This is a genomic window from Streptomyces sp. CB09001, assembly GCF_003369795.1.
Classification (GTDB): domain Bacteria; phylum Actinomycetota; class Actinomycetes; order Streptomycetales; family Streptomycetaceae; genus Streptomyces.
The window spans coordinates 6,411,932-6,434,833 of record NZ_CP026730.1 but is presented as its reverse complement, the minus strand read 5'-3'; the positions used below and the strand labels follow the sequence as shown (position 1 = coordinate 6,434,833).

General features: G+C 71.9%; 18 protein-coding genes. 11 read left to right on the top strand and 7 right to left on the bottom strand.

Annotated features, from left to right (window positions below):
* The first annotated feature begins 489 nt into the window (after nucleotides 1–489).
* The 3 genes from C4J65_RS29785 to C4J65_RS29775 all read left to right on the top strand — a co-directional run bounded on the left by C4J65_RS29785 (nucleotide 490) and on the right by C4J65_RS29775 (nucleotide 6,718).
* A complete protein-coding gene (locus tag C4J65_RS29785) occupies nucleotides 490–3,414 on the top strand; it encodes a glycoside hydrolase family 48 protein (protein WP_115745190.1) in 2,925 nt (974 codons plus the stop codon).
* Between the two features lie 251 nt (nucleotides 3,415–3,665).
* Nucleotides 3,666–6,335: a cellulose binding domain-containing protein gene (locus C4J65_RS29780; protein WP_115745189.1), complete on the top strand. Its 2,670-nt coding sequence runs from the start codon at nucleotides 3,666–3,668 to the stop codon at nucleotides 6,333–6,335.
* Nucleotides 6,336–6,472: 137 nt separating this feature from the next.
* Nucleotides 6,473–6,718: a hypothetical protein gene (locus tag C4J65_RS29775; RefSeq protein WP_102931508.1), complete on the top strand. Its 246-nt coding sequence runs from the start codon at nucleotides 6,473–6,475 to the stop codon at nucleotides 6,716–6,718.
* A gap of 3 nt (nucleotides 6,719–6,721) precedes the next feature.
* On the opposite strand, the gene C4J65_RS29770 is transcribed toward C4J65_RS29775, so the two are convergent.
* From C4J65_RS29770 to C4J65_RS29760, 3 genes are all read right to left on the bottom strand, one after another.
* Nucleotides 6,722–8,617: a rhamnogalacturonan lyase gene (locus tag C4J65_RS29770; protein ID WP_115745188.1), complete on the bottom strand. Its 1,896-nt coding sequence runs from the start codon at nucleotides 8,615–8,617 to the stop codon at nucleotides 6,722–6,724.
* A 76-nt stretch (nucleotides 8,618–8,693) separates the two neighbouring features.
* Nucleotides 8,694–9,434 carry a class I SAM-dependent methyltransferase gene (locus C4J65_RS29765; protein WP_115745187.1) on the bottom strand — a complete coding sequence of 247 codons (741 nt, stop codon included), beginning with the start codon at nucleotides 9,432–9,434 and terminating at the stop codon, nucleotides 8,694–8,696.
* A 4-nt stretch (nucleotides 9,435–9,438) separates the two neighbouring features.
* Nucleotides 9,439–9,744: a 4a-hydroxytetrahydrobiopterin dehydratase gene (locus C4J65_RS29760; protein ID WP_115745186.1), complete on the bottom strand. Its 306-nt coding sequence runs from the start codon at nucleotides 9,742–9,744 to the stop codon at nucleotides 9,439–9,441.
* Nucleotides 9,745–9,846: 102 nt separating this feature from the next.
* Between C4J65_RS29760 and C4J65_RS29755 the strand changes: the two genes are divergently transcribed.
* Nucleotides 9,847–10,665 carry a helix-turn-helix transcriptional regulator gene (locus C4J65_RS29755; RefSeq protein ID WP_115746694.1) on the top strand — a complete coding sequence of 273 codons (819 nt, stop codon included), beginning with the start codon at nucleotides 9,847–9,849 and terminating at the stop codon, nucleotides 10,663–10,665.
* Here C4J65_RS29755 and C4J65_RS29750 read toward each other — a convergent pair.
* Nucleotides 10,647–11,072, bottom strand: coding sequence for a hypothetical protein (locus C4J65_RS29750; protein ID WP_115745185.1), 426 nt, complete (start codon nucleotides 11,070–11,072; stop codon nucleotides 10,647–10,649). The genes C4J65_RS29755 and C4J65_RS29750 overlap by 19 nt on opposite strands.
* 250 nt (nucleotides 11,073–11,322) lie before the next feature.
* Here C4J65_RS29750 and C4J65_RS29745 point away from each other — a divergent pair, with 250 nt between their 5' ends.
* The 6 genes from C4J65_RS29745 (at nucleotide 11,323) to narI (ending at nucleotide 19,701) form a co-directional block, all read left to right on the top strand.
* Nucleotides 11,323–12,186 (top strand): helix-turn-helix transcriptional regulator, encoded by an 864-nt coding sequence (locus C4J65_RS29745; RefSeq protein WP_115745184.1) that lies wholly within the window; start codon nucleotides 11,323–11,325, stop codon nucleotides 12,184–12,186.
* A 43-nt stretch (nucleotides 12,187–12,229) separates the two neighbouring features.
* Nucleotides 12,230–13,039 carry an SAM-dependent methyltransferase gene (locus C4J65_RS29740; RefSeq protein WP_115745183.1) on the top strand — a complete coding sequence of 270 codons (810 nt, stop codon included), beginning with the start codon at nucleotides 12,230–12,232 and terminating at the stop codon, nucleotides 13,037–13,039.
* Nucleotides 13,040–13,192: 153 nt separating this feature from the next.
* Complete coding sequence (locus C4J65_RS29735; protein WP_115746693.1) at nucleotides 13,193–16,888, top strand: nitrate reductase subunit alpha; 3,696 nt, start codon at nucleotides 13,193–13,195, stop codon at nucleotides 16,886–16,888.
* Entirely contained in the window at nucleotides 16,888–18,483 is a 1,596-nt protein-coding gene (gene narH, locus C4J65_RS29730; RefSeq protein ID WP_115745182.1) for a nitrate reductase subunit beta, read from the top strand. The genes C4J65_RS29735 and narH overlap by 1 nt, the downstream gene beginning before the upstream one ends.
* 4 nt (nucleotides 18,484–18,487) lie before the next feature.
* Nucleotides 18,488–18,982, top strand: a complete 495-nt coding sequence (narJ, locus tag C4J65_RS29725) for a nitrate reductase molybdenum cofactor assembly chaperone (RefSeq protein ID WP_115745181.1) — start codon at nucleotides 18,488–18,490, stop codon at nucleotides 18,980–18,982.
* Nucleotides 18,979–19,701, top strand: a complete 723-nt coding sequence (gene narI / locus C4J65_RS29720; RefSeq protein ID WP_115745180.1) for a respiratory nitrate reductase subunit gamma — start codon at nucleotides 18,979–18,981, stop codon at nucleotides 19,699–19,701. Before narJ ends, narI begins: the two co-directional genes overlap by 4 nt.
* Before the next feature lie 9 nt (nucleotides 19,702–19,710).
* On the opposite strand, the gene C4J65_RS29715 is transcribed toward narI, so the two are convergent.
* Complete coding sequence (locus C4J65_RS29715) at nucleotides 19,711–20,523, bottom strand: hypothetical protein (protein WP_240330550.1); 813 nt, start codon at nucleotides 20,521–20,523, stop codon at nucleotides 19,711–19,713.
* Complete coding sequence (locus C4J65_RS29710) at nucleotides 20,520–21,005, bottom strand: SigE family RNA polymerase sigma factor (RefSeq protein WP_115745179.1); 486 nt, start codon at nucleotides 21,003–21,005, stop codon at nucleotides 20,520–20,522. The genes C4J65_RS29715 and C4J65_RS29710 overlap by 4 nt, the downstream gene beginning before the upstream one ends.
* 193 nt (nucleotides 21,006–21,198) lie before the next feature.
* Here C4J65_RS29710 and C4J65_RS29705 point away from each other — a divergent pair, with 193 nt between their 5' ends.
* Nucleotides 21,199–22,377, top strand: a complete 1,179-nt coding sequence (locus tag C4J65_RS29705) for a hypothetical protein (RefSeq protein ID WP_115745178.1) — start codon at nucleotides 21,199–21,201, stop codon at nucleotides 22,375–22,377.
* A gap of 74 nt (nucleotides 22,378–22,451) precedes the next feature.
* Here C4J65_RS29705 and C4J65_RS29700 read toward each other — a convergent pair whose 3' ends face one another.
* A complete protein-coding gene (locus tag C4J65_RS29700; protein WP_115745177.1) occupies nucleotides 22,452–22,877 on the bottom strand; it encodes an OsmC family protein in 426 nt (141 codons plus the stop codon).
* Nucleotides 22,878–22,902: the final 25 nt, after the last annotated feature.

The window sequence follows — 22,902 nt, the reverse complement described above, 5'->3', positions numbered from 1 at the left end:
GCTGTCGTCCGGGGACGCGCCCGGGTCGGCGCGGCCCGCTGCCGATCGGCATGGGGGTGCCGTCGTGATCGGAGGTCAGGAACGACCCGCGGGCATGGTGGAACCGCCCGAGGGATGAGCGATCCGGCGCACGGGCCGGCGAGGCGTCGGACACGTAGCGGCCACGGCTGCGGCAACGGCTAAAAGTCCTGAACGCGGGGGGTGGAGCGGGGGGTGGCGCATGAGCGACTCCTTGCAGTTCGGGCGCGCCGTGACGGACGCGTCGACTGGTGGAACCGCTCCCACTGGTGCCAGCGAAGGTAGCGCCAAGTGACGGTAAAGAACAGAGGAGTTACCGACTTTCTCCCCGTCGACCCCGTCGAATCTTTTCGACTGTTCACACATCTTGACCGCACCAGGCACCCTCTCCACTATGGGAGCGCTCCCACTGGTTCAAGGCTTGTTGCTCCTCCCCCACCCCTCCCCGAGCCGCAAGGAGGAACCAGCACCATGCACTCAGGACACAGACCCAGACGCCGCCGCACCGCGCGGCGCTGGTGGACCGCCGCGCTGGCGGCACTCGCGCTCCCCCTCACGATGCTGGGCACAGGTTCGACTCCGGCCCAGGCGGCCGCACTTCAGTGCAGCGTGGACTACAAGACCAACGACTGGGGTGCCGGCTTCACCGCGGAGCTGACGCTGACCAACCACGGCACCGACGCCATCGACGGCTGGACGCTGACCTACTCCTACGCGGGCAACCAGAAGCTCACGAACGGCTGGAACGGCACCTGGTCCCAGTCCGGTCGGAACGTCACCGTGCAGAGCGCCTCGTACAACGCGCGGATCGCCGCCGGGGCCGCCGTCTCCACCGGCGGACAGTTCACGTACAGCGGCAGCAACGCCGCGCCGGCCGACTTCGCGATCAACGGCACCTCCTGCACCGGGGCCCACCAGCCGCCGATCACCGTGCTGACCAGCCCGGAGGCGGGCGCCGTGTACTCGCGGGGCGAGGCGGTGCCGCTGGCGGCCACGGCGGCCGCCGCCGACGGCGCCACGATCAGCAAGGTGGAGTTCTACGACGACGCCACCCTGCTGGGCACCGACACCAGCTCGCCCTACACGTACTCCGCCTCCGGCTTGACCGTGGGCAGTCATTCTCTGGTGGCGAAGGCCTACGACAGCATGGGTGCCTCCGCGGACTCGACCCCGGTCGGCGTCACGGTGGCCGCGGGACCGACCGTGGTCGCCTCTCCGGGCCAACTGGGCGTCCAGCAGGGCGAGTCGGGGACCTACGAGGTCAAGCTCTCGGAACAGCCGACCGCGAACGTGACCGTCACCACCACCCGCGCGAGCGGCAACATGGGCCTGACGCTCACCGGCGGCGCGAGCCTCACCTTCACCCCGTCCAACTGGGACACCGCCCAGTCGGTGACCGTCTCGGCGGACGCCTCCGGCAGCGGTTCGGCGGTCTTCGAGTCGACGGCTCCGGGCCACGGCAAGGCCACGGTCACCGTGACCGAACTGGCGGCGGCGAAGGACTACGACGCCCGCTTCCTGGAGCTGTACGGCAAGATCACCGACCCGGCGAACGGCTACTTCTCACCGGAGGGCATCCCGTACCACTCGGTGGAGACCCTCATCGTCGAGGCGCCGGACCACGGCCACGAGACGACGTCGGAGGCGTACAGCTACCTGCTGTGGCTCCAGGCCATGTACGGCAAGGTGACCGGCGACTGGTCGAAGTTCAACAACGCCTGGGAGATCATGGAGACGTACATGATCCCCACTCACGCCGACCAGCCGACCAACTCCTCCTACAACGCCTCGAAGCCGGCGACCTACGCGCCCGAGCTGGACACGCCGAACGAGTACCCGGCGCCGCTGGACGGCACCGTCTCGGTGGGCGCGGACCCGATCGCCGGTGAGCTGAAGTCGGCGTACGGCACGGACGACGTGTACGGCATGCACTGGCTCCAGGACGTCGACAACACCTACGGCTACGGCAACTCGCCCGGCAACTGCGAGGCGGGCCCCTCGGACACCGGGCCCTCCTACATCAACACCTTCCAGCGCGGCGCGCAGGAGTCGGTGTGGGAGACGGTGCCGCAGCCGACCTGCGACGCCTTCAAGTACGGCGGGAAGAACGGCTACCTGGACCTGTTCACCGGTGACGCCTCCTACGCCAAGCAGTGGAAGTTCACCAACGCCCCGGACGCCGACGCGCGCGCCGTGCAGGCCGCGTACTGGGCGGACATCTGGGCCGGGGAGCAGGGCAAGAGCGACGAGATCTCCGCGACCCTGGACAAGGCCGCGAAGATGGGCGACTACCTGCGCTACGCCATGTTCGACAAGTACTTCAAGAAGATCGGCGACTGCGTCGGACCGTCGGCCTGCCCGGCGGGCACCGGCAAGGACTCCTCGATGTACCTGCTGTCCTGGTACTACGCCTGGGGCGGCGCGGTGGACACCTCGGCGGGCTGGGCCTGGCGCATCGGCTCCAGCCACACCCACGGCGGCTACCAGAACCCGCTGGCCGCGTACGCGCTGAGCACCGACGCCGACCTGAAGCCGAAGTCGGCGACGGGCCAGTCCGACTGGGCCAAGTCCCTGGACCGGCAGGTGGAGTTCTACCGCTGGCTGCAGTCCGACGAGGGTGCCATCGCGGGCGGCGCGACCAACAGCTGGGCGGGACGCTACGCGACGCCGCCGGCCGGTACGCCGACCTTCTACGGCATGTACTACGACGAGAAGCCGGTGTACCACGACCCGCCGTCCAACCAGTGGTTCGGCTTCCAGGCGTGGTCCATGGAGCGGGTCGCCGAGTACTACCAGCAGAGTGGTGACGCCGACGCCAAGGCTGTCCTGGACAAGTGGGTCGACTGGGCGCTGTCGGAGACGACCGTCAACCCGGACGGCACCTTCCGGATCCCGTCGACGCTCCAGTGGGCGGGGCAGCCCGACACCTGGAACGCCTCGACCCCGGGTGACAACGGCGACCTGCACGTCACGGTGGCGGACTACACCAACGACGTCGGCGTGGCGGCGGCGTACGCCAAGACCCTGACGTACTACGCCGACCGCTCGGGCGACACGGAGGCGGCCTCGACCGCCAAGGCGCTGCTCGACGGCATGTGGGAGAACAACCAGGACGCGCTCGGCATCGCCGTCCCGGAGACCCGCGCCGACTACAACCGGTTCGACGACGGGATCTACGTCCCGAGCGGCTGGAGCGGCACCATGCCGAACGGCGACACGGTCGACGCGTCGTCGACCTTCGCCTCGATCCGGTCCTTCTACCAGGACGACCCGGCGTGGTCGAAGATCGAGAGCTATCTCCAGGGCGGTGCCGCGCCCACGTTCACGTACCACCGGTTCTGGGCCCAGGCGGACATAGCCCTCGCCATGGGTTCGTACGCGGAGCTACTGGAATAGCCCCCGCGAAGCGCTCCGCGGGTTGGGCGGTTCGTTTTCGGCTGCCGGCCGTGTGTGGCTGGTCGTGCAGTTCCCCGCGCCCCTGACGGGGCGCCGGGCACCGTCTCTTCCCCCGGTAGCGCTTGACGGCTCCGCGTGCACGGTCTCGTCACCGGACGACGAGACCACCTGACCGGGCGACCCCAGCCCACGCCTGGGGTCGCCCGGTCCTCGCATGTGTTCTGTTCCTGACGGAAGGACGGTTCCCCACCGTGCGAAGAACCCGGATCCTGACCGTATTGCCGGCCCTCGCGGCCGGCCTCCTGGCGGGCAGCCCGCCCGCGGCGCTGGCCGCCGATCCAGCGCCGCGGACGGCCGCCTCCGCCGACAGCTACACCTGGAGGAACGCCCGCATCGACGGGGGCGGCTTCGTCCCCGGCATCGTCTTCAACCGGGCCGAGAGGGACCTGGCCTACGCCCGCACCGACATCGGCGGCGCCTACCGCTGGCAGGAGGAGTCCCACACCTGGACGCCGCTCCTGGACCACGTCGGCTGGGACGACTGGGGGCACACGGGCGTGGTCAGTGTCGCCTCCGACGCGGTCGAGCCCGACCGGGTGTACGCGGCGGTCGGCACGTACACCAACGACTGGGACCCGACGAACGGAGCGGTGCTGCGCTCCGCCGACCGGGGCGCGAGCTGGGAGAAGACGGACCTGCCGTTCCAGCTGGGCGGCAACATGCCGGGCCGCGGCATGGGCGAGCGCCTGGCCGTCGACCCGCACGACAACGACGTGCTGTACCTGGGCGCGCCCAGCGGCCACGGCCTGTGGCGGTCCACCGACGCGGGCGTCACCTGGTCCGAGGTGACGGCCTTCCCGAACCCCGGGAACTACGCACAGGACCCGAGCGACACGTCCGGCTACGCCTCCGACAACCAGGGCATCACCTGGGTCACCTTCGACGAGTCCACGGGCGGCGGCGCGGGCACGGCGACGGGAACCGTCTACGTCGGGGTCGCGGACAAGGAGAACGCGGTCTACCGCTCGACCGACGCGGGCGCGACCTGGGAGCGGCTCGCCGGCCAGCCCACGGGCTACCTGGCCCACAAGGGCGTGCTGGACGCCGAGAACGGCTACCTGTACCTCGCCTACAGCGACACGGGCGGCCCGTACGACGGCGGCAAGGGCCGGCTGTACCGGTACGCGACGGCGACCGGTACCTGGACGGACATCAGCCCGGCCGCGGAGGCGGACACCTACTACGGCTTCAGCGGCCTGACCGTCGACCGTCAGCACCCGGGGACGGTGATGGCGACCGCGTACAGCTCGTGGTGGCCGGACACACAGATCTTCCGCTCGACGGACAGCGGCGCGACGTGGTCCCAGGCGTGGAGCTACACCGCCTACCCGGACCGCGAGAACCGCTACACGATGGACGTGTCCTCGTCCCCGTGGCTCACCTGGGGCGCGAACCCGACACCGCCCGAGCAGACCCCGAAGCTGGGCTGGATGACGGAGGCGCTGGAGATCGACCCGTTCGACTCGGACCGGATGATGTACGGCACGGGCGCCACGATCTACGGCACGGAGAACCTGACGAACTGGGACGACGAGGGCGGCACGTTCGCCGTCGAACCGATGGTGCGCGGCCTGGAGGAGACGGCGGTCAACGACCTGGCCTCCCCTCCGTCGGGTGCCCCGCTGCTGAGCGCCCTGGGTGACGTCGGCGGCTTCCGGCACACCGGCCTGACCGAGGTCCCGTCGATGATGTACACCTCGCCGAACTTCACCTCCACGACGAGTCTGGACTTCGCGGAGGAGAACCCGGACGTCGTCGTCCGGTCGGGCAACCTCGACGCGGGCCCCCACATCGCGTTCTCCACGGACAACGGTGCCAACTGGTTCGGGGGCACCGACCCGTCGGGGGTCAGCGGCGGCGGCACGGTCGCGGCGGGCGCGGACGGCAGCCGCTTCGTGTGGAGCCCGGAGGGCACGGGCGTGCAGTACACGACCGGATTCGGTACGTCCTGGCAGGCGTCGACCGGCATCCCGGCGGGCGCTGTCGTCGAGTCCGACCGGGTGGACCCCGCGACCTTCTACGGCTTCAAGTCCGGGAAGTTCTACGTCAGTACGGACGGCGGCGCGACCTTCACGGCCTCGGCGGCGACCGGCCTGCCCGCCGGTGACAGCGTCCGCTTCAAGGCGCTGCCGGGCGGGGAGGGCGACGTCTGGCTGGCGGGCGGTGCGACGGACGGCCCGTACGGTCTGTGGCACTCGACGGACGGCGGAGAGACCTTCGCCGAGCTGCCCGGTGTCGACGCGGCGGACACCGTCGGCTTCGGCAAGGCGGCCCCGGACGCCTCCTACCAGACCCTGTTCACCAGCGCGGAGATCGGCGGCGTGCGCGGCATCTTCCGCTCCACGGACGAGGGCGCGACCTGGACCCGCGTCAACGACGACGCCCACCAGTGGGGCTGGACCGGCGCCGCCATCACCGGCGACCCGCGGGTCTACGGCCGGGTGTACGTGGCGACCAACGGCCGGGGTGTCGTCTACGGCGACACGGCAGGAGGAGACAGCGGCACCGATCCGGGGCCGGGACCCGACCCGACGCCCACCGGAGCCTGCGAGGTGGAGTACACGGTCACGAACCAGTGGTCGGGCGGCTTCCAGGCGGACGTACGGCTCACCAACACCGGCACGTCGGGATGGAACGGCTGGTCCCTCGACTGGTCGTTCCCCGGCGACCAGAGGGTGACCCAGATGTGGAACGCCGAACACACCCGGTCCGGCGCCACGGTGACGGCGAGCAACGTCGCCTGGAACACCGGCGTGGCCCCCGGCGCCTCGGTGACCTTCGGCTTCACGGCAAGCTGGTCGGGGACCAACGCGGAGCCGTCCTCGTTCGCGCTGGGCGACCAGGTCTGCGAACGAACATGAACGTCCGGGAGGGCGCGTCCGGCGGCGCGCCCTCCCGGCTCCGTGACCAGTGCGCCCGTTTCGCGCCCTTGTGGCCCAGCTGCGCTTCTTCGACCGTTGTGTCAGTGGGAGTGGTCGGCGAGGACAGGGGGCGTCGCATGGCGCGAAGGTGGGAGGGTCCGGCGGGGCGGCTGCTGCTCGGGCTGGCGGTGCTGCTGGACCGGACGGTCACGGGCAAGGCCGCGAAGAGGCGGCTCCAGCACTGCCGGGACGCCGCTCTGCGCGCCGCGTACCGGCGGGGCGTACCGGTGGAGGTGCTCGCCTCCCGGACGCGGCTGACGCAGAGGTGGGTCAGGACGGTGGTCACCGGCGGGAAGCCCCCACCGGTGGACGAGGCCGCGTGAGGGTCAGGGCGTGTAGACCGACGGGCGCGGAGCCGTCGGCATGCCGTTGCCTATGAAGAAGCTCGGGTGCGGGGGCTGGTTGTAGGCCGTGTTCTGCCAGGCCAGGGCGGTGCGGTACTGGGTGTCGTGGAGGAGGGTCGTGATGCGGGTGTCCGTGTCGTACGGGGTGGAGTAGATGCGCAGGGCCGTGTTGTTCGACGTGCGCCAGACGACCTCCTCGCGCCAGTCGCCGAGGATGTCTCCGGCGAGGACCGGGGTGGCCTTGGTGCCGTTGTTCGACGCGACGCCGGAGCCGGTGAGCAGGCGGGTGTCGCCGGACGTGCCGTACTTGTCGATACGGGTGCCGTCGAGGAGTTCGCGGACGGTGTCTCCGTCCCACCAGGACAGGAAGTTGGCGCTGGAGGGCTTGCGGCCGTTCACCACCGTGCCCCTGGGGTTGCGGATGCCGCTCTCGGCGGACGACCAGGACTCGGCGCCCGCGCTGCCCGCCCAGATGTCCCCGGAGACGCCACGGCCGTTGTCGCCGCTCGCGCCGGTGGACCAGAGGATCTGGCCGGTGCGGGCGTCGGCCATCCAGGAGGAGGGCTTCGAGCCGTCCTCGTCGACCTTGAACTCCTCCAGACCCGCACGGGACGGGTCGAGGTCGCCGACGTGCATGGCGTCGCCGTGGCCGTTGCGGGTGGTCCACAGGGCGTAGCCGTTGTCGTCGACGGCCATCGCGCCGTAGACGATCTCGTCCCTGCCGTCGCCGTCGACGTCCGCGACGGAGAGCTGGTGGTTGCCCTGGCCGTCGTAGCCCTTGCCGCTGTTGGTGGAGGAGTTGGTGTCGAAGGTCCAGCGGCGGGTGAACCGGCCGTCGCGCCAGTCCCAGGCCGCGATCACCGTGCGGGTGTAGTATCCGCGCGCCATGATCACGGAGGGGCGGGAGCCGTCCAGGTACGCCGTGCCGGCCAGGAAGCGGTCGACGCGGTTGCCGTAGGAGTCGCCCCAGGAGGAGACCGAGCCGCGGGCGGGGACGTAGTCGACGGTGCCCATGGCCCTGCCGGTCCGGCCGTTGAACATGGTGAGGTATTCGGGGCCCGACAGGACGTAGCCGCCGGAGTTGCGGTAGTCGGCGGACGAGCTGCCGATGACCGCGCCGGTGCCGTCCCTGGTGCCGTCCGCGGTCTTCATGGCGACCTCGGCCTGGCCGTCGCCGTCGTAGTCGTACACCTGGAACTGGGTGTAGTGGGCGCCGGAGCGGATGTTGCGGCCCAGGTCGACGCGCCACAGGCGGGTGCCGTCGAGGCGTATGCCGTCGACGATCGTGTTGCCGGTGTAGCCGGACTGGGAGTTGTCCTTGGCGTTGGTCGGCTGCCACTTGAGGACGAGGTCGAGGGCGCCGTCGCCGTCGAGGTCGCCGACGGAGGCGTCGTTGGCCTCGTAGGTGTAGGAGACGCCGTCGGGGGTGGTGCCGCCGGAGGGCGGGCTGATCGGTACGTCCTTGTAGCCGGCGCGGAACTGGATGGCGTGGACGGAGTCGCCCTGCTCGGTGCCGTTCACGACCGCGCGGACGGTGTAGTCGGCGTGCGAGGGGGCGCCGGCGTGGAAGTAGGTGGTGGAGCCAGTGATGGGACTGGAGTTGACCTTCGTGCCGGCCCGGTAGACGTTGAACGCGACGTTGTCCGGGTCGGTGCCCAGCCAGCGCCAGCCGACCAGGTTGCCGTCGCCGGTGTGGACGCTGACGACGCCCCGGTCCAGGGCCTCCACCTGGCGCGCGGTGGCGGCCTCGGCGGTGTCGGGGGCCAGGGTGGTCAGGCCGGCGCCGAGGAGCCCGGCGGCGATGAGGGCCGCGGCCGGGGCGAGACGGCGTCTGCGGTGCGTGTGGGGCGCGCAGGGGCGGGTGTGGGGGTGCCTCACGTGACGAACCTCCTGGAGGGCGGATGGATTCCGTCTCCCAGTCGCCGCCCGGCGCCGCCGGGTTGCCGCCCTCGCCCTACGGCTTCCGGAACGCCGCGAGCGTGAAGACCGGGTCGGGCCGGGGCCGGTCCTGGTGAGGCAGGGCCGCCAGCCGCGCCGCGAACTCCTCCGCGAGCGGCGCGCCCGGCGGCAGCGTGACGAACCAGCCGCGCCGCAGGTCCGCCACCGTCCGGCGGGGGCTGCGGCCCTGGCCGTGGCCGGTGAAGCGGGCCATACCCACGGGGAGCAGCCCGTGCTCGCGGGCGTACTCCTCGACCAGGTGGGCGGCGTCGTGCGCGGTGCTGGGCGGGCGGGCGGCGAGCACGGCGTCGATGTCGCTGCCCACGTTGTGCGAGGCGCCTTTGTCCACCGTGGTCACGTACACCCCGCCGGGCCGCAGCACGCGGGCGCACTCGCCGACGATCGCCCGTGTGTTCCGGGCGCCGCCCGCGAGGTGCAGCAGCCAGACGCTGGTGACGGCGTCGAACTCCCCGCCCGCAAAGGGCAGTCGGCGGCTGTCGGCCAGCGCGACGGCCCCGGGCAGCCGGGCGTCGGCACGGCGGGCCATGGCGGGGACGAGGTCGACGCCGGTCACCCGGAGGCCGTCGCGTCCGGCCGCGATCCGCCGGGTGACGATGCCGGTGCCACACCCCACGTCGAGCAGGCGGCGGGCCTGCCGCGGCAGCAGGCTCAGTACGGCCCGCGCGGCCGCCGCGGCCCGGGGCTCGCCGCCGCGGGACTCGTCGTACCGCTCCGCTTCCTTGTCGTAGTCGAGCACACCGTCAGTGTGCCCCGTGACCGGCGGCCAGGTCCTCCACCCTGCGGGCGAGCTCGATGTCCTTCTCGGTGACGGCGCCGCCCGCGCTGTGGGTGTGCACGGCGAGGGCGACCGTGTTGTAGCCGAGGGTCAGGTCGGAGTGGTGGTCGAGCTCCTCCTGCACCTGGGCGACGTGGACGACCATCGCGGCCGCCGCGAAGTGCGAGCCGAGCCGGTAGGAGCGGGTGAGGCGGCCGGCGTCGATCGACCAGCCGGGCAGCCCGGCCAGGCGCTCCTCGACCTCCTGCGACGACAGCGGTTCGACGGGCATGTGCTGCGCTCCTTCGCTGGTGCTGCTCGACGGACGGATCGGCTCCAGCGTGCCACAGCGCGGCCGCTCCGGCGCGGCCCGGCGTCGACTACCGTGCTGGGCATGACCGCACTCATGTCCGGTACCGCCCCCGCCACCGACCGGGGCGTGGGCCCCCTGCTGCGGGCCTGGCGGGAGCGGCGCCGGGTCAGCCAGCTGGAGCTGGCGCTGCGCGCCGACTCCTCCGCCCGCCACATCAGCTTCGTCGAGACGGGCCGCTCCCGGCCGAGCGAGGAGATGGTGCTGCGCCTCGCCGAGCACCTGGACGTCCCCGTGCGCGAGCGCAACGCGCTGCTGCTCGCGGCCGGTTACGCCCCGCGCTACCCGGAGACCCCGCTGGACGACCCCGCGCTCGGCGCCCTGCGCGAGGGCATGGAACGGCTGATCCGGGGCTACGAGCCGTATCCGGCGCTGGTCGTCGACGGGACGTACCGGGTGCTGGCGGCCAATCGGGGGATCACGATGCTGATGGACGGCGTCGCGGAGCACCTGCTCGCACCGCCGCTGAACGCCATCCGGCTGACGCTGCACCCGGAGGGACTGGCGCCGCGCATCCGCAACCTGCGCGAGTGGCGCGGCCACTTGCTGGAGCAGATGGGACGGCAGATCGCCCTGCACCGCTCGCAGCCGCTGCGGGAGCTGTACGACGAGGTGGCGGCGTACCCGGTGCCGGAGACCGCGCCGGGCGGCGAGCCGGAGGAACCGGTGCCGTACTTCGCGCTGCCGATGCAGATCGAGCACCAGGGAAACGTCCTGTCGTTCATCTCGTCCATCTCCACCTTCAACACCCCGATGGACGTGACGGTCGCCGAGCTGGCCATCGAGACGCTGCTCCCGGCCGACCCGGCGACGGTCAAGTACCTTCACACACTGCTTCCCTGACCCTGTCTCAGGGCCGCGTACTGGAGCAGCGCGAACCCGGTCACGACGACGGCCTGGAGCACCGTCCACACCGCTCCGGCCGTGGTGGGCGTGAGCCAGAGCGCGAGCGCGACGAGGCTGACGGCCGCCCAGGCCAGGTTGGCCTCGACGACGGCCCGGACCGCGAGCGCGGGAGGCCGGAGGCGGGCGGCCAGCAGGCCCACGCACCCGGCGTACACCGCGAGGAAGGCGCCGAGGGCGAGAAGCAGGCCGGAGCCGGCGCCGAACCAGCGGCCGAGCGGGCCGGAGAGCGCGAGGTAGGCGAGCGCGTTGGCGCCGGTCACCACCGCGTCGAGGGCCAGGAAGCGGCGGAGCATCAGCCGGGGCTCGGCCGTACGGGCGAGTGCGGCAAGCTGGTGCGTGGACATGACGAGTCACCCTCCGTCGGGTCGGACATGCTGGGGTGGGCCGGGTTCCGGGCCGGAGTGCGCCGGACCGGAACCCGGTGGCTCCACGATCCCGCCCCGCACGGGCCCGGTCGATTACCCGCCGGGTAATGCGTCCGGCACCCGCCGGGTTTGGCGTCCGGTCCGAGAAAGATCCACGAACACCCCTGTGAGACTGACAGAGGAACATGACAGACTGCGATGAGACTTGGGCGCGTTGGGGAGGCGTGGCGTGAGCGAGCGGCGGGCCGCACCCACCGTGGGCCAGGTGGTCCTCGGCAGACGGCTGCAGGAACTGCGGGAGACGGCGGGACTCAAGCGCGAGGAGGCCGCCAAGGTGCTCCGCGTGGCCCCGGCGACCGTGCGGCGCATGGAAATGGCCGAGGTCGCGCTGAAAATACCGTACGTCCAGATACTGCTGACGGCGTACGGAGTCGGCTCCGACGAGGTCGCGGCCTTCGTCGCGCTCGCCGAGGACGCGAACCAGCCGGGCTGGTGGCAGCGGTACCACGACGTGCTGCCGGACTGGTTCAGCCTGTACGTGAGCCTGGAGGGCGCCGCGCGGATCGTCCGGTCCTACGAGCCGCACTTCGTGCCCGGGCTGCTGCAGACCGAGGACTACGCGCGCTCGGTCCTGGAGGCCGGGACGATCGGCAACGCGGGCGCGGACGCGGTGGAGCGGCACGTGTCCCTGCGCATGGAGCGACAGCGGCTCCTGGACCGCCCGGACCCGCCCCACCTGTGGGTGGTGATGGACGAGACGGTGCTGAAGCGGCCGGTGAGCATCCACGGCCGGGTGATGCGCGAGCAGCTGGACAAGCTGCTGGAGTTCGCCGCGCGGGACCGGGTGACGCTCCAGGTCGCCGAGTTCGAGGACGGGCCGCACCCCGGGACGTACGCGCCGTTCACCCTGTTCCGCTTCGCGGAGCCGGAGCTGCCCGACATGGTCTTCACCGAGTACCTGACGGGCGCCCTGTACCTGGACTCCCGCACCGAGGTCTCGGCGCACCTGGAGGTCCTGGACCACATGACGGCGCGCGCCGCCTCGACCCAGCGCACCGAGAAGATCCTGCGCGAGTACCGCGAGAACTTCTGACCGGCGACGACCTGCCACCCGGCCCCTGAGGAGACGACACCGCATGACCGGATCCGAGCCCGCGCCCCTCGACACCAGCAGGCCGCACCCGGCCCGGGTCTACGACTGGTGGCTGGGCGGCAAGGACAACTACCCGGTGGACGAGGAGCTGGCCCGCCGGATCCTCGCGGCGGACAGCACGGCGGTGCGCGGGGCACGCGCGAACCGGCGGTTCATGCACCGGGCGGTGCGTACCCTCGCCGAGGCCGGGATCCGCCAGTTCCTTGACATAGGCACCGGCATCCCCACCGAGCCGAACCTGCACCAGGTGGCGCAGGCGGTGGCCCCCGAGTCGCGGGTCGTCTACGCCGACAACGACCCGATCGTCCTCAGGCACGCCGAGGCGCTGCTGCACGGCTCGGCGGAGGGCGCCACCGAGTACGTCCACGCGGACGTCCGGGACCCGGACCTGATCCTGCGGCTGGCGGGCGAGTGCCTGGACTTCGGCCGGCCCGTCGCCCTGTCGCTGGTGGCCCTGACCCACTACCTCGGCGACGCGGCCGACGGCGACGACGCGCACGGCCTGCTCAAGCGGTACAAGGACGTGCTCGCACCGGGCAGCCACCTGGTCCTCTCGCAGGTCACGCCCGATCTGAACCCGGAGGCGGTGGGGAGGGCCGCGGAGCTGTTCGCCCGCGGCGGCACGCCCTTCCACCCGCGCTCCCTCCCCGAGTTCGCGCGCTTCTTCGACGGTCTGGAGCTGCTGGGCCCCGGCATCATCCCGGTCACCGGCTGGCGGCCGGACCCGGAGGACGTGGCGGCCCAGACGGAGGGCATCGTGCCGGTGTACGCGGGGGTGGCCCGCAAGCCCTGACCCGACGGTGCGCGCACACCCCGCCACGGCCGTCCGGCGGCCCGCCCCCTGACCCGTACGGGCGCCGCGAACAGGTGCGCTCCCGCGCCCGGCCCTAGGTTCGTGAACCAGGGCCTGGCGAGCACCCGGGACCGGGAGAGCAAGGGAGCGCACGTGACCGACACGCGGACACCGCCCACCGAGCCGGGCGCGGCGCTGCTGCGCGCGGGACGGTTCTTCCGGCCGGGCACCGCCGCACCCGACCTGCACAGCATCGGGCTGGTCGGCGGGCGGGAGTCGGACGCCTTCTACCGGGACCGCTGGAGCCACGACAAGGTCGTGACGTCGACGCACGGCGTGAACTGCACGGGTTCGTGCCGGTGGAACGTGTACGTCAAGGACGGCATCATCACCTGGGAGACCCAGGCCACGGACTATCCGTCGGTCGGTCCCGACCGCCCCGAGTACGAGCCCCGCGGCTGCCCCCGGGGCGCGGCGTTCTCCTGGTACACCTACTCCCCCACCCGGGTGCGCTACCCGTACGTGCGCGGGGTGCTCCTGGAGATGTACCGGGAGGCGAAGGCCCGGCTGGCGGACCCGGTACTGGCGTGGGCCGACGTCCAGGGCGACCCGGAGCGCCGCGCCCGCTACCAGCGGGCGCGCGGCAAGGGCGGCCTGGTGCGGGCGAGCTGGGACGAGGCGGTCGAGATGATCGCCGCCGCGCACGTGCACACGATCCGCGCCCACGGCCCCGACCGCATCGCGGGCTTCTCCCCCATCCCCGCGATGTCGATGGTGTCCCATGCCGCGGGCGCCCGCTTCCACTCGCTGATCGGCGCCCCGATGCTGTCGTTCTACGACTGGTACGCCGACCTGCCCGTGGCGTCCCCGCAGGTCTTCGGCGACCAGACGGACGTGCCGGAGTCGGGCGACTGGTGGGACGCGGCGTACCTGATCATGTGGGGTACGAACGTGCCGGTGACCCGCACGCCGGACGCGCACTGGATGGCGGAGGCCCGCTACCGGGGGCAGAAGGTGGTCGTGGTCTCGCCCGACTACGCGGACAACACCAAGTTCGCCGACCAGTGGCTGCACCCGCACCCCGGGACGGACGCCGCGCTGGCGATGGCGATGGGGCACGTGGTGCTCAAGGAGTTCTTCGTCGACCGCGTCACCCCGTTCTTCGACGACTACGTGCGGCGCTTCACCGACCTGCCGTTCCTGGTGACGCTGACCGAGCGGGACGGGGCGTACGTGCCGGACAAGTTCCTGCGCGCCGCCGACCTGGGGCAGGGCGGCGACGACGCCCGCTGGAAGACGGTCGTGCTGGACGAGGCGACGGGCCGCGCGGTGGTCCCGAACGGCTCGCTGGGTTTCCGCTGGAACGACGCCGACCGGGGGAAGTGGAACCTGGACCTGGGCGACGTGCACCCCCGGCTGAGCCTGCACGGCCACGAGATGGCCTCGGGCGTGGAAGTGCTCCTCCCTCGCTTCGACACCGAGGGCGGCACACACGGGCAGGGACGCGGCGACGTCCTGCGCCGCGGGGTGCCGGCGACGCGCCTCGGCGGGGCGACGGGACCGCTGGTGACGACCGTCTTCGACCTGCTCCTCGCCCAGTACGGCGTGGCCCGGCCGGAGCTGCCGGGCGACTGGCCGGCGTCGTACGAGGACGCCGAAGCGCCCGCCACCCCGGCCTGGCAGGAGACGCACACCTCGGTCCCGGCGGCGGCCTGTGTCCGCATCGCCCGGGAGTTCGCGCGCACCGCCGAACGCTCCAAGGGGCGCTGCATGATCCTGATGGGCGCGGGCACCAACCACTGGTTCCACTCCGAGACGATCTACCGGGGCTTCCTGGCCCTGCTCCAGCTCACCGGCTGCCAGGGCCGCAACGGGGGCGGCTGGGCGCACTACGTGGGCCAGGAGAAGTGCCGCCCGGTGACCGGCTGGGCGTCGCTGGCCGCCGCGTCGGACTGGTCGCGCCCGCCGCGCCAGGCGATCGGCACCGGGTACTGGTACCTGCACACCGACCAGTGGCGCTACGACCGGTTCCGCGCCGACGTCCTCGCCTCGCCGCTGGGCGAGGGCCGGCTGGCCGGGATGGCGGGCGCGGACTGTCTCGCCCTGTCGGCGCGCACGGGCTGGATGCCCTCGTACCCGACCTTCGACCGCAACCCGCTGGAGCTGGGCGAGAGCTTCGGCGACCCGGTGGCGAACGCGGTGGCCGAACTGCGGGCGGGAACGCTCAAGTTCGCGGGCGAGGACCCGGACGCACCCGGGAACTGGCCGCGGATCGTGACCCTGTGGCGGGCCAACCTGCTCGGTTCGTCCGGCAAGGGCGCCGAGTACTTCACCAAGCACCTGCTGGGCACCCAGTCCTCGCTGCGCGCCGAGGAGGCCGCGCCCGGCGAGCGGCCCCGGGACGTGGTCTGGCACGAGGAGGCGCCCGAGGGCAAGCTCGACCTGCTGCTGTCGCTGGACTTCCGGCACACCTCGTCCACACTGCTGTCCGACGTGGTGCTGCCCGCCGCGACCTGGTACGAGAAGCACGACCTGTCCAGCACGGACATGCACCCCTACGTGCACGCCTTCTCCCCGGCGGTGAACCCGCCGTGGCAGGCGCGCACCGACTTCGACACCTTCAAGGTCCTCGCGGAGAAGCTGAGCGAGCTGGCCGAGGGCCACCTCGGGGTCCGCAAGGACCTGGTGGCGGCGCCGCTCCAGCACGACACCCCCGGGGAGATCGCCCAGCCGGGCGGTGTCGTACGGGACTGGCGGCGCGGGGAGTGCGAGCCGGAGCCCGGGAAGACGATGCCGAGCCTCGTCGTCGTGGAGCGCGACTACACGGCGGTGGGGGCGAAGTTCGCGGCGCTGGGTCCGCTGGTGGAGGCCAAGGGGCTGCCCGCCAAGGGCATCACGCTGCGGCCGGACGAGGAGGTGGCGCGGCTGCGGGACCTGAACGGCACGGTGCGCGGCGGCCCGGCCGACGGGCGCCCGGCGCTGGACACGGCGGTGAAGGCGGCCAACACCATCCTGTCGCTGTCCGGCACCACCAACGGCCGCCTGGCCACCCAGGGTTTCCACACCCTGGAGGCGAAGACCGGGCAGGAGATGGCCCACCTGGCGGCCGAGCACGAGGGCAAGCGGATCACCTACGCCGACACCCAGGCGGCACCGGTACCGGTGATCACCTCTCCGGAGTGGTCGGGCAGCGAGGCGGGCGGGCGGCGCTACACGGCGTTCACGCTCAACACCGAGCACCTCAAGCCGTGGCACACCCTCACCGGGCGGCAGCACTTCTTCGTCGACCACGACTGGATGCACGAGCTGGGCGAGGCGCTGCCCGTGTACCGGCCGCCGCTGGACATGCACCGGCTGTTCGGCGAGCCGCGACTCGGTCCGGACGGGCACCGCGAGGTGACGGTCCGCTACCTCACCCCGCACAACAAGTGGTCCATCCACTCCGAGTACCAGGACAACCTGTTCATGCTGGCGCTGTCCCGGGGCGGTCAGACCATCTGGATGTCCGCCGAGGACGCGGCGGCGATCGGGGTCGCCGACGACGACTGGATCGAGGCGGTCAACCGCAACGGCGTGGTGGTGGCCCGCGCGATCGTCTCGCACCGCATGCCGCCCGGCACGGTCTTCATGCACCACGCCCAGGAACGCACGGTCAACGTCCCGCTCACGGAGACGACCGGGAAACGCGGCGGCGTCCACAACTCGCTCACCCGTCTGCTCCTCAAGCCGACCCATCTCATCGGCGGCTACGCCCAGTTGTCCTGGGCGTTCAACTACCTGGGCCCGACGGGCAACCAGCGCGACGAGGTGACGGTGATCCGGCGCCGCTCCCAGGAGGTCGAGTACTGATGCGCCCGATGGCCCAGGTCGCGATGGTCATGAACCTCGACAAGTGCATCGGCTGCCACACCTGTTCGGTGACCTGCAAGCAGGCGTGGACCAACCGGCGGGGCATGGAGTACGTCTGGTTCAACAACGTCGAGACCCGCCCGGGACAGGGCTATCCGCGCCGCTACGAGGACCAGGAGAAGTGGCGGGGCGGCTGGGAGCTGAACCGGCGCGGCGCGCTGAGACTGAAGGCGGGCGGCCGGTTCAAGAAGCTCGCCGGGATCTTCTCCAACCCGCGGCTCCCGGAGATCAAGGACTACTACGAGCCCTGGACGTACGACTACAAGAACCTCACCGACGCCCCCCTCGGCACCGACTACCCCGTCGCGCGGCCGGTCTCGCAGCTCGACGGCAAGCCGATGAAGATCGGCTGGTCCTCGAACTGGGACGACAGCCTGGGCGGCGCCCCCGCCTACGGCGACCTGGACCCGATGGTGGAGCGCACGCGTCAACAGGCATCGGAGAAGGTGCGGTTCGCGTACGAAGAGACCTTCATGTTCTACCTGCCGCGCATCTGCGAGCACTGCCTGAACCCGTCGTGTGTGGCGTCGTGCCCGTCGGGGGCGATGTACAAGCGCTCGGAGGACGGCATCGTCCTGGTCGACCAGGACCGCTGCCGGGGCTGGCGGATGTGCGTGACCGGATGCCCGTACAAGAAGGTGTACTTCAACCACCGCACCGGCAAGGCGGAGAAGTGCACCTTCTGCTACCCGCGCATCGAGGCCGGTCAGCCCACGGTCTGCTCGGAGACCTGCGTGGGCCGGCTCAGGTACCTGGGCGTGGTCCTCTACGACGCCGACAAGGTGACCGAGGCCGCCGAGACACCGGACGAACACGACCTGTACGAGGCGCAGTTGGGCGTCTTCCTCGACCCGGAGGACCCGGAGGTGCGGCGGGCCGCAGAGGAGGCGGGGATCCCGTTCGACTGGATCGAGGCGGCCCGCCGCTCCCCTGTGCACGCGCTGGTCAGCAGGTACAGGGTCGCGCTGCCCCTGCATCCCGAATACCGCACGATGCCGATGGTCTGGTACATCCCGCCGCTGTCGCCGGTGGTGGACGCGCTGACGGAGACCGGGCACGACGGCGAGGACGCTGACAACCTGTTCGGCGCGATCGACACGCTGCGCATCCCGCTGGAGTACCTGGCCGAGCTGTTCACCGCGGGAGACACCGGGCCGGTGCGGGCGTCGCTGGAGAAGCTCGCCGCGATGCGGGCCCACATGCGGTCGGTCAACCTCGGCGAGGACCCCGACCCGGCCGTCTGCGCGGGCGTCGGCATGCGCCCCGAGGAGGTCGAGGAGATGTACCGGCTGCTGGCGATCGCCAAGTACGAGGAGCGGTACGTGATCCCGACGGCGGCCGTCGGGGACGCGCACCGGCTGGAGGCGTCCGCCCTGCCGGACACGTGCAGCCTGGACACCGACGGCGGCCCCGGCATGGGCGGCGACGGGCCGTTCGGCCAGGACTCGGGACGCAAACGGCTGCCGCTGGTGCCTGTGGAGAACTTCCACATCCTGCGCAGGCGGCAGACCGCGGACGACGAGAGGGAGGTCTGAACCGATGCCCGGCTTCGAGGTGCTGTACCAGGCGGCGGCGCTCTGTCTGACGTATCCCGACGACGACTTCCGCGCCCGGCTGCCGCTGCTGCGCGAGGCGGCGCCGCAACTGCGCGGCTTCACCGACCACGCGGCGGCGACCGGGCAGAGTGAACTCCAGGCGCACTACGTCGAGGTCTTCGACTTCAAGAACCGGCACAGCCTGTACCTGAGCTGGTGGACCGACGGCGACACCCGCAACCGAGGGATGTCCCTGGTCCGCTTCAAGGAGCTGTACCGCGCCCACGGCCTGGAGTTCACCGGCGAGGAGCTGCCGGACTTCCTGCCCGCGGTCCTGGAGTTCGTCTCCCGCACCGGGAACATGGGGATGCTCACCGAGCACCGCGACGCCCTGGACCAGCTGCGCGCCCGGCTCACCGCCTTCGGCACGCCCTACGCGTGCGTCCTGGACGCCGTGTGCGCCACCCTGCCGCCCGCACCCTCCGGAGCCCGCCGATGAACGTCTTCCTGTGGGGCGTGCTGCCCTACGCCGCCTTCGCGCTGCTGATCGCGGGCCTCGTCTGGCGGCACCGCTACGACCGCTTCGGCTGGACGACCCGCTCCTCGCAGGTCTACGAGTCGAAGCTGCTGAACATCGCCTCGCCGGTCTTCCACTACGGCATCCTGTTCGTGCTCGCCGGCCATCTGATCGGCCTGTTCATCCCGGCGTCCTGGACGCAGTCGATCGGCATCAGCGAGCACGCGTACCACCTGTTCTCGCTCTACGGCGGCACGTTCTCCGGCGTTCTCGCGGTCGCCGGGATCGGCATCCTGATCTACCGGCGCCGCACCAACGCCCCCGTCTTCCGGGCCACCACGGCCAACGACAAGCTCATGTACGTCTTCCTGCTCGGCGCCCTGCTCCTGGGCATGATCGCCAAGCTGTCCGACACCTCGGGCAACGGCTACGACTACCGGAGCACCATCGCGCCCTGGTCGCGCAGCCTGTTCACGCTGAACCCGAAGACGGAGCTGATGGCCGGCGTCCCGGTGCTGTACCACGTGCACGCGGTGGTCGGGATGGTGCTGATCGCCCTGGTGCCCTACACCCGCCTGGTGCACATGTTCAGCGCGCCCCTGCAGTACCTGACCCGCCCGTACGTGGTCTACCGGTCGCGCGACCCCAGGCAGCTGGGGCCGCGCCCGGACCGGCGGGGCTGGGAGCGCGCGGGCTCCTGACCCGCGCGGCTACCTCCCCGTCGTGAGTTCCGGGCGCAGCATCAGCGCGCGGAGCTGCTCACGGGTCAGGGGCGGGGTCCGCAGCAGGGGGCCGAGCCGTCCGTGGCCGCGGTATCCGGCGCTGTCGCGGACGAACAGGGCCCGGCCGTCGGGGAGGACGAGCCGGCCGGTGAGTTCCTCGCCCCACTCCGGGCCGTCCTCGTTCCGCTCCCGCGGCTGCCGCCAGATGGTCAGCACCCGGCCGCCGGTCAGTTCCTCGCGCACGCAGTCGGTGCGCGGGGGCTCGGTCCCGCTCGGCGCACAGAGGTCGTGGGCGGGGTCCAATCCGTCGGGGAACTTGGCCTCCAGGTACTTCCGGTCGTGCAGGGCGACCCCGAGGTAGCCGACGCCGTCTCCCCGGCGGACGGCGTACCAGCCGTCCAGAGCGCCGTGGGACTCCCCGCTGGTGGCGGCGTCCAGATCCGCGTCCTTCAGCAGCACGGCCAGGGAGATCTCCTCGGCCTCTCCGGCACCGGCCGGCAGCAGCCCCGCGAGCCGCCGCTCCCGCCCGGAGCCACCGGTCAGCTCGGTGTGCGCCGGAGCTGCGGTGGAAGGGGCGCCGGTGGCGGACGCCCGGTCCGCCCCGCCCGAGGGGACGGCGGACACGGTGAACAGCGCGCCGGCCAGGACGGCCAGCGCCCCGCCGGCGACCGCCGCGCGGCGCCTGCGGCGCACTCCGGCCGCCGCTGCGAACACCGCCGCCGTGCCGAACGAGGGACCGCCGGCCCCCTCCACGGCGCGGGCGAGCAGGTCGCGCACGTCGTCGTCCATGGCGTCGCTCATACGAGTTCCTTCCCCATCTCGGCCCGGAGAGCCGCCAGCCCGCGGGCCGTGTGGCTCTTCACCGTGTTCTCCCGCATTCCGAGCACCGCGGCGGTCGCCTCGACGCTCTGGTCCTCCCAGTAGCGCAGCACCAGCACGGCCCGCTGCCGCGGTGTGATGCGGGCCAGCGCCTCCCGGACCACCATCCCGGTCTCCGAGTCGGACTCGGGAGCGGCCCGTTCGGGCACCTCCCCGTACGCGTGCTCGCGCCGCCAGAACCGGCGTCTGCCCTCGATGAAGGTGTTGAACAGCGTCTTGCGGGCGTACGCCTCGATGTTGTCCAGCTTCTGCAGGCGCCGCCGGCCGAGCACCACCTTGACCAAGGTGGTCTGCACCAGGTCCTCCGCCTCGTGGCGGTTGCCGCACATCAGGTAGGCGCTCCTGAAGAGCGCCAGGCGTCTGTCCCGGACGAAGGCGTGCAGCGCGTCCTCACCGTGATCCACCCCACTCCCCTTTCCCCAGCCGCCCCCGCGGACGGTCTCACCGTTCAAGTGCGGTGGCCCGCCCCTCCGGTTGCGGCTCGGCCGGCCGAATCCGGGGCGGAAAAGGCGGCGGACGCCGCAACGTCCCGCTCCGGCCACCGCATTGAGAGGGAGTACGGACGTCCGACACGAGAACACAGCGGGAGATCCCACCATGAGCGGAATACGCGTACGAACGAGAACCGCCGTCGCGGTCCTGGCCCTGGCCGCGGTCACCGTACCGGCCGCCACGGCGCACGCCGGTGCCCGATGGTCCGCCGCGGACCTGACGGGCGTGGGCCACGCGGCGCTGACCGGCGTCACCAGGGTGGACGGCGACACCACCTGGGCCTACGGGGTCAAGGTCCGCCAGGAGGGCAAGGTCCAGCCCAGGACGCCGCTGCTGCTGGCCCGCGACGACGACGAGAGGTCCTGGCGGGAGATCCCGATGCCGGCGTTCGCCGACCGCTCCAACCAGATCAGCGCGATCGACGCCGTGTCCCAGGAGGACGCCTGGGCGGTCGGCCTGTACGAGGAGTCGCGCGGGGCCTTCCTCACCCAGCACTGGGACGGCACCGGGTGGCGGGTGGTCGACGCGCCGGCGCCGGAGGGGATCCGGCTCGCCGGTGCGGGACTGCTGGACGTGTCGGCACGGGCCTTTGACGACGTGTGGGCGGCCGGCTGGCTCATCGTCGTCGACAGCGAGGTGCCCGACCCGGACAAGCCCGGAGGGACGATCCAGGAGACGCACGCGGAGGCGATGCTCCAGCACTGGGACGGCGAGGCGTGGCACCTCGTGCCCGTGCCGGACGCCACCTCGCTGTGGACGTACTCCGTCACCGCCCTCGCCGACGACGACGTGTGGGTCTCCGGCCACACCTCCGACGACCGGCCCGCGATGCTGCACTACGACGGCACTTCCTGGTCCCGCGTACCGGTCCCCTACGACGGGGTCAACGGCGAACTGATCGACCTGGAGGCCCGCGGGCCGAACGACGTCTGGGCGGCGGGCCGGAAGCTGGCCGACGACGAGGACCCGGGGCACGCGCTGCTCGCGCACTGGGACGGCCGCTCCTGGAAGCAGGTGCCGACGCCCGCCGACGCCGGTCGCGTGAACGACCTGACCCTCGCGCCCGCCGGTGTGGCGGTCGCCGGGGAGCAGCCGGACGGCACACCGTACGTGATGCGGCTGCGCCACGGCCGGTGGTCACAGCCGTCCGTGCCGCCGGGCGGTACGGACGGCAGCCGGTACCTGACCTCCGTGGCCTGGACCCCGCGGGGCGTCACCGCCGTCGGCTACGAGGAGGGAGCGACGGGCCTTCCCAGCCCGTTGCTGCTGACCGGCGGGCGCTGACTCCCGGCCGCACCGGGCCGCCCGCGCCCTCCGGCACGGGACGTGAACGTGCTGGAGGGCGCGGGGTGTCGAGGTCAGGCCAGCTTGGCCGACAGGGTGATGGTCGTGCCGGTCAGGGCCTGGCTGACCGGGCAGTTCTTCTTGGCGTCCTCGGCGGCGGCGACGAACGCGTCGTTGTCGAGGCCGGGGACGGTGCCCTCCACGGTGAGGTGGATACCGGTGATGCCCTCGCCGGGCTGGAAGGTGACGTCGGCGGAGGTGGTGAGCTTGGTGGGCGGGGTGCCGGCGCCGGCCAGGCCGTTCGACAGCGCCATGGAGAAGCAGCTGGAGTGGGCGGCGGCGATCAGCTCTTCGGGGCTGGTCTTCCCGTTGGCCTTCTCGGCGCGCGACGGCCACGACACCGGCTGCTCGCCGATGCCGGACGAGTCGAAGGTGACGACACCGTTGCCCTCGAGCAGGTTGCCTTCCCAGACGGTGTGTGCGGAGCGCGTGGTTGCCACGGCGGTTCCTCTCGAATTCTCTTGC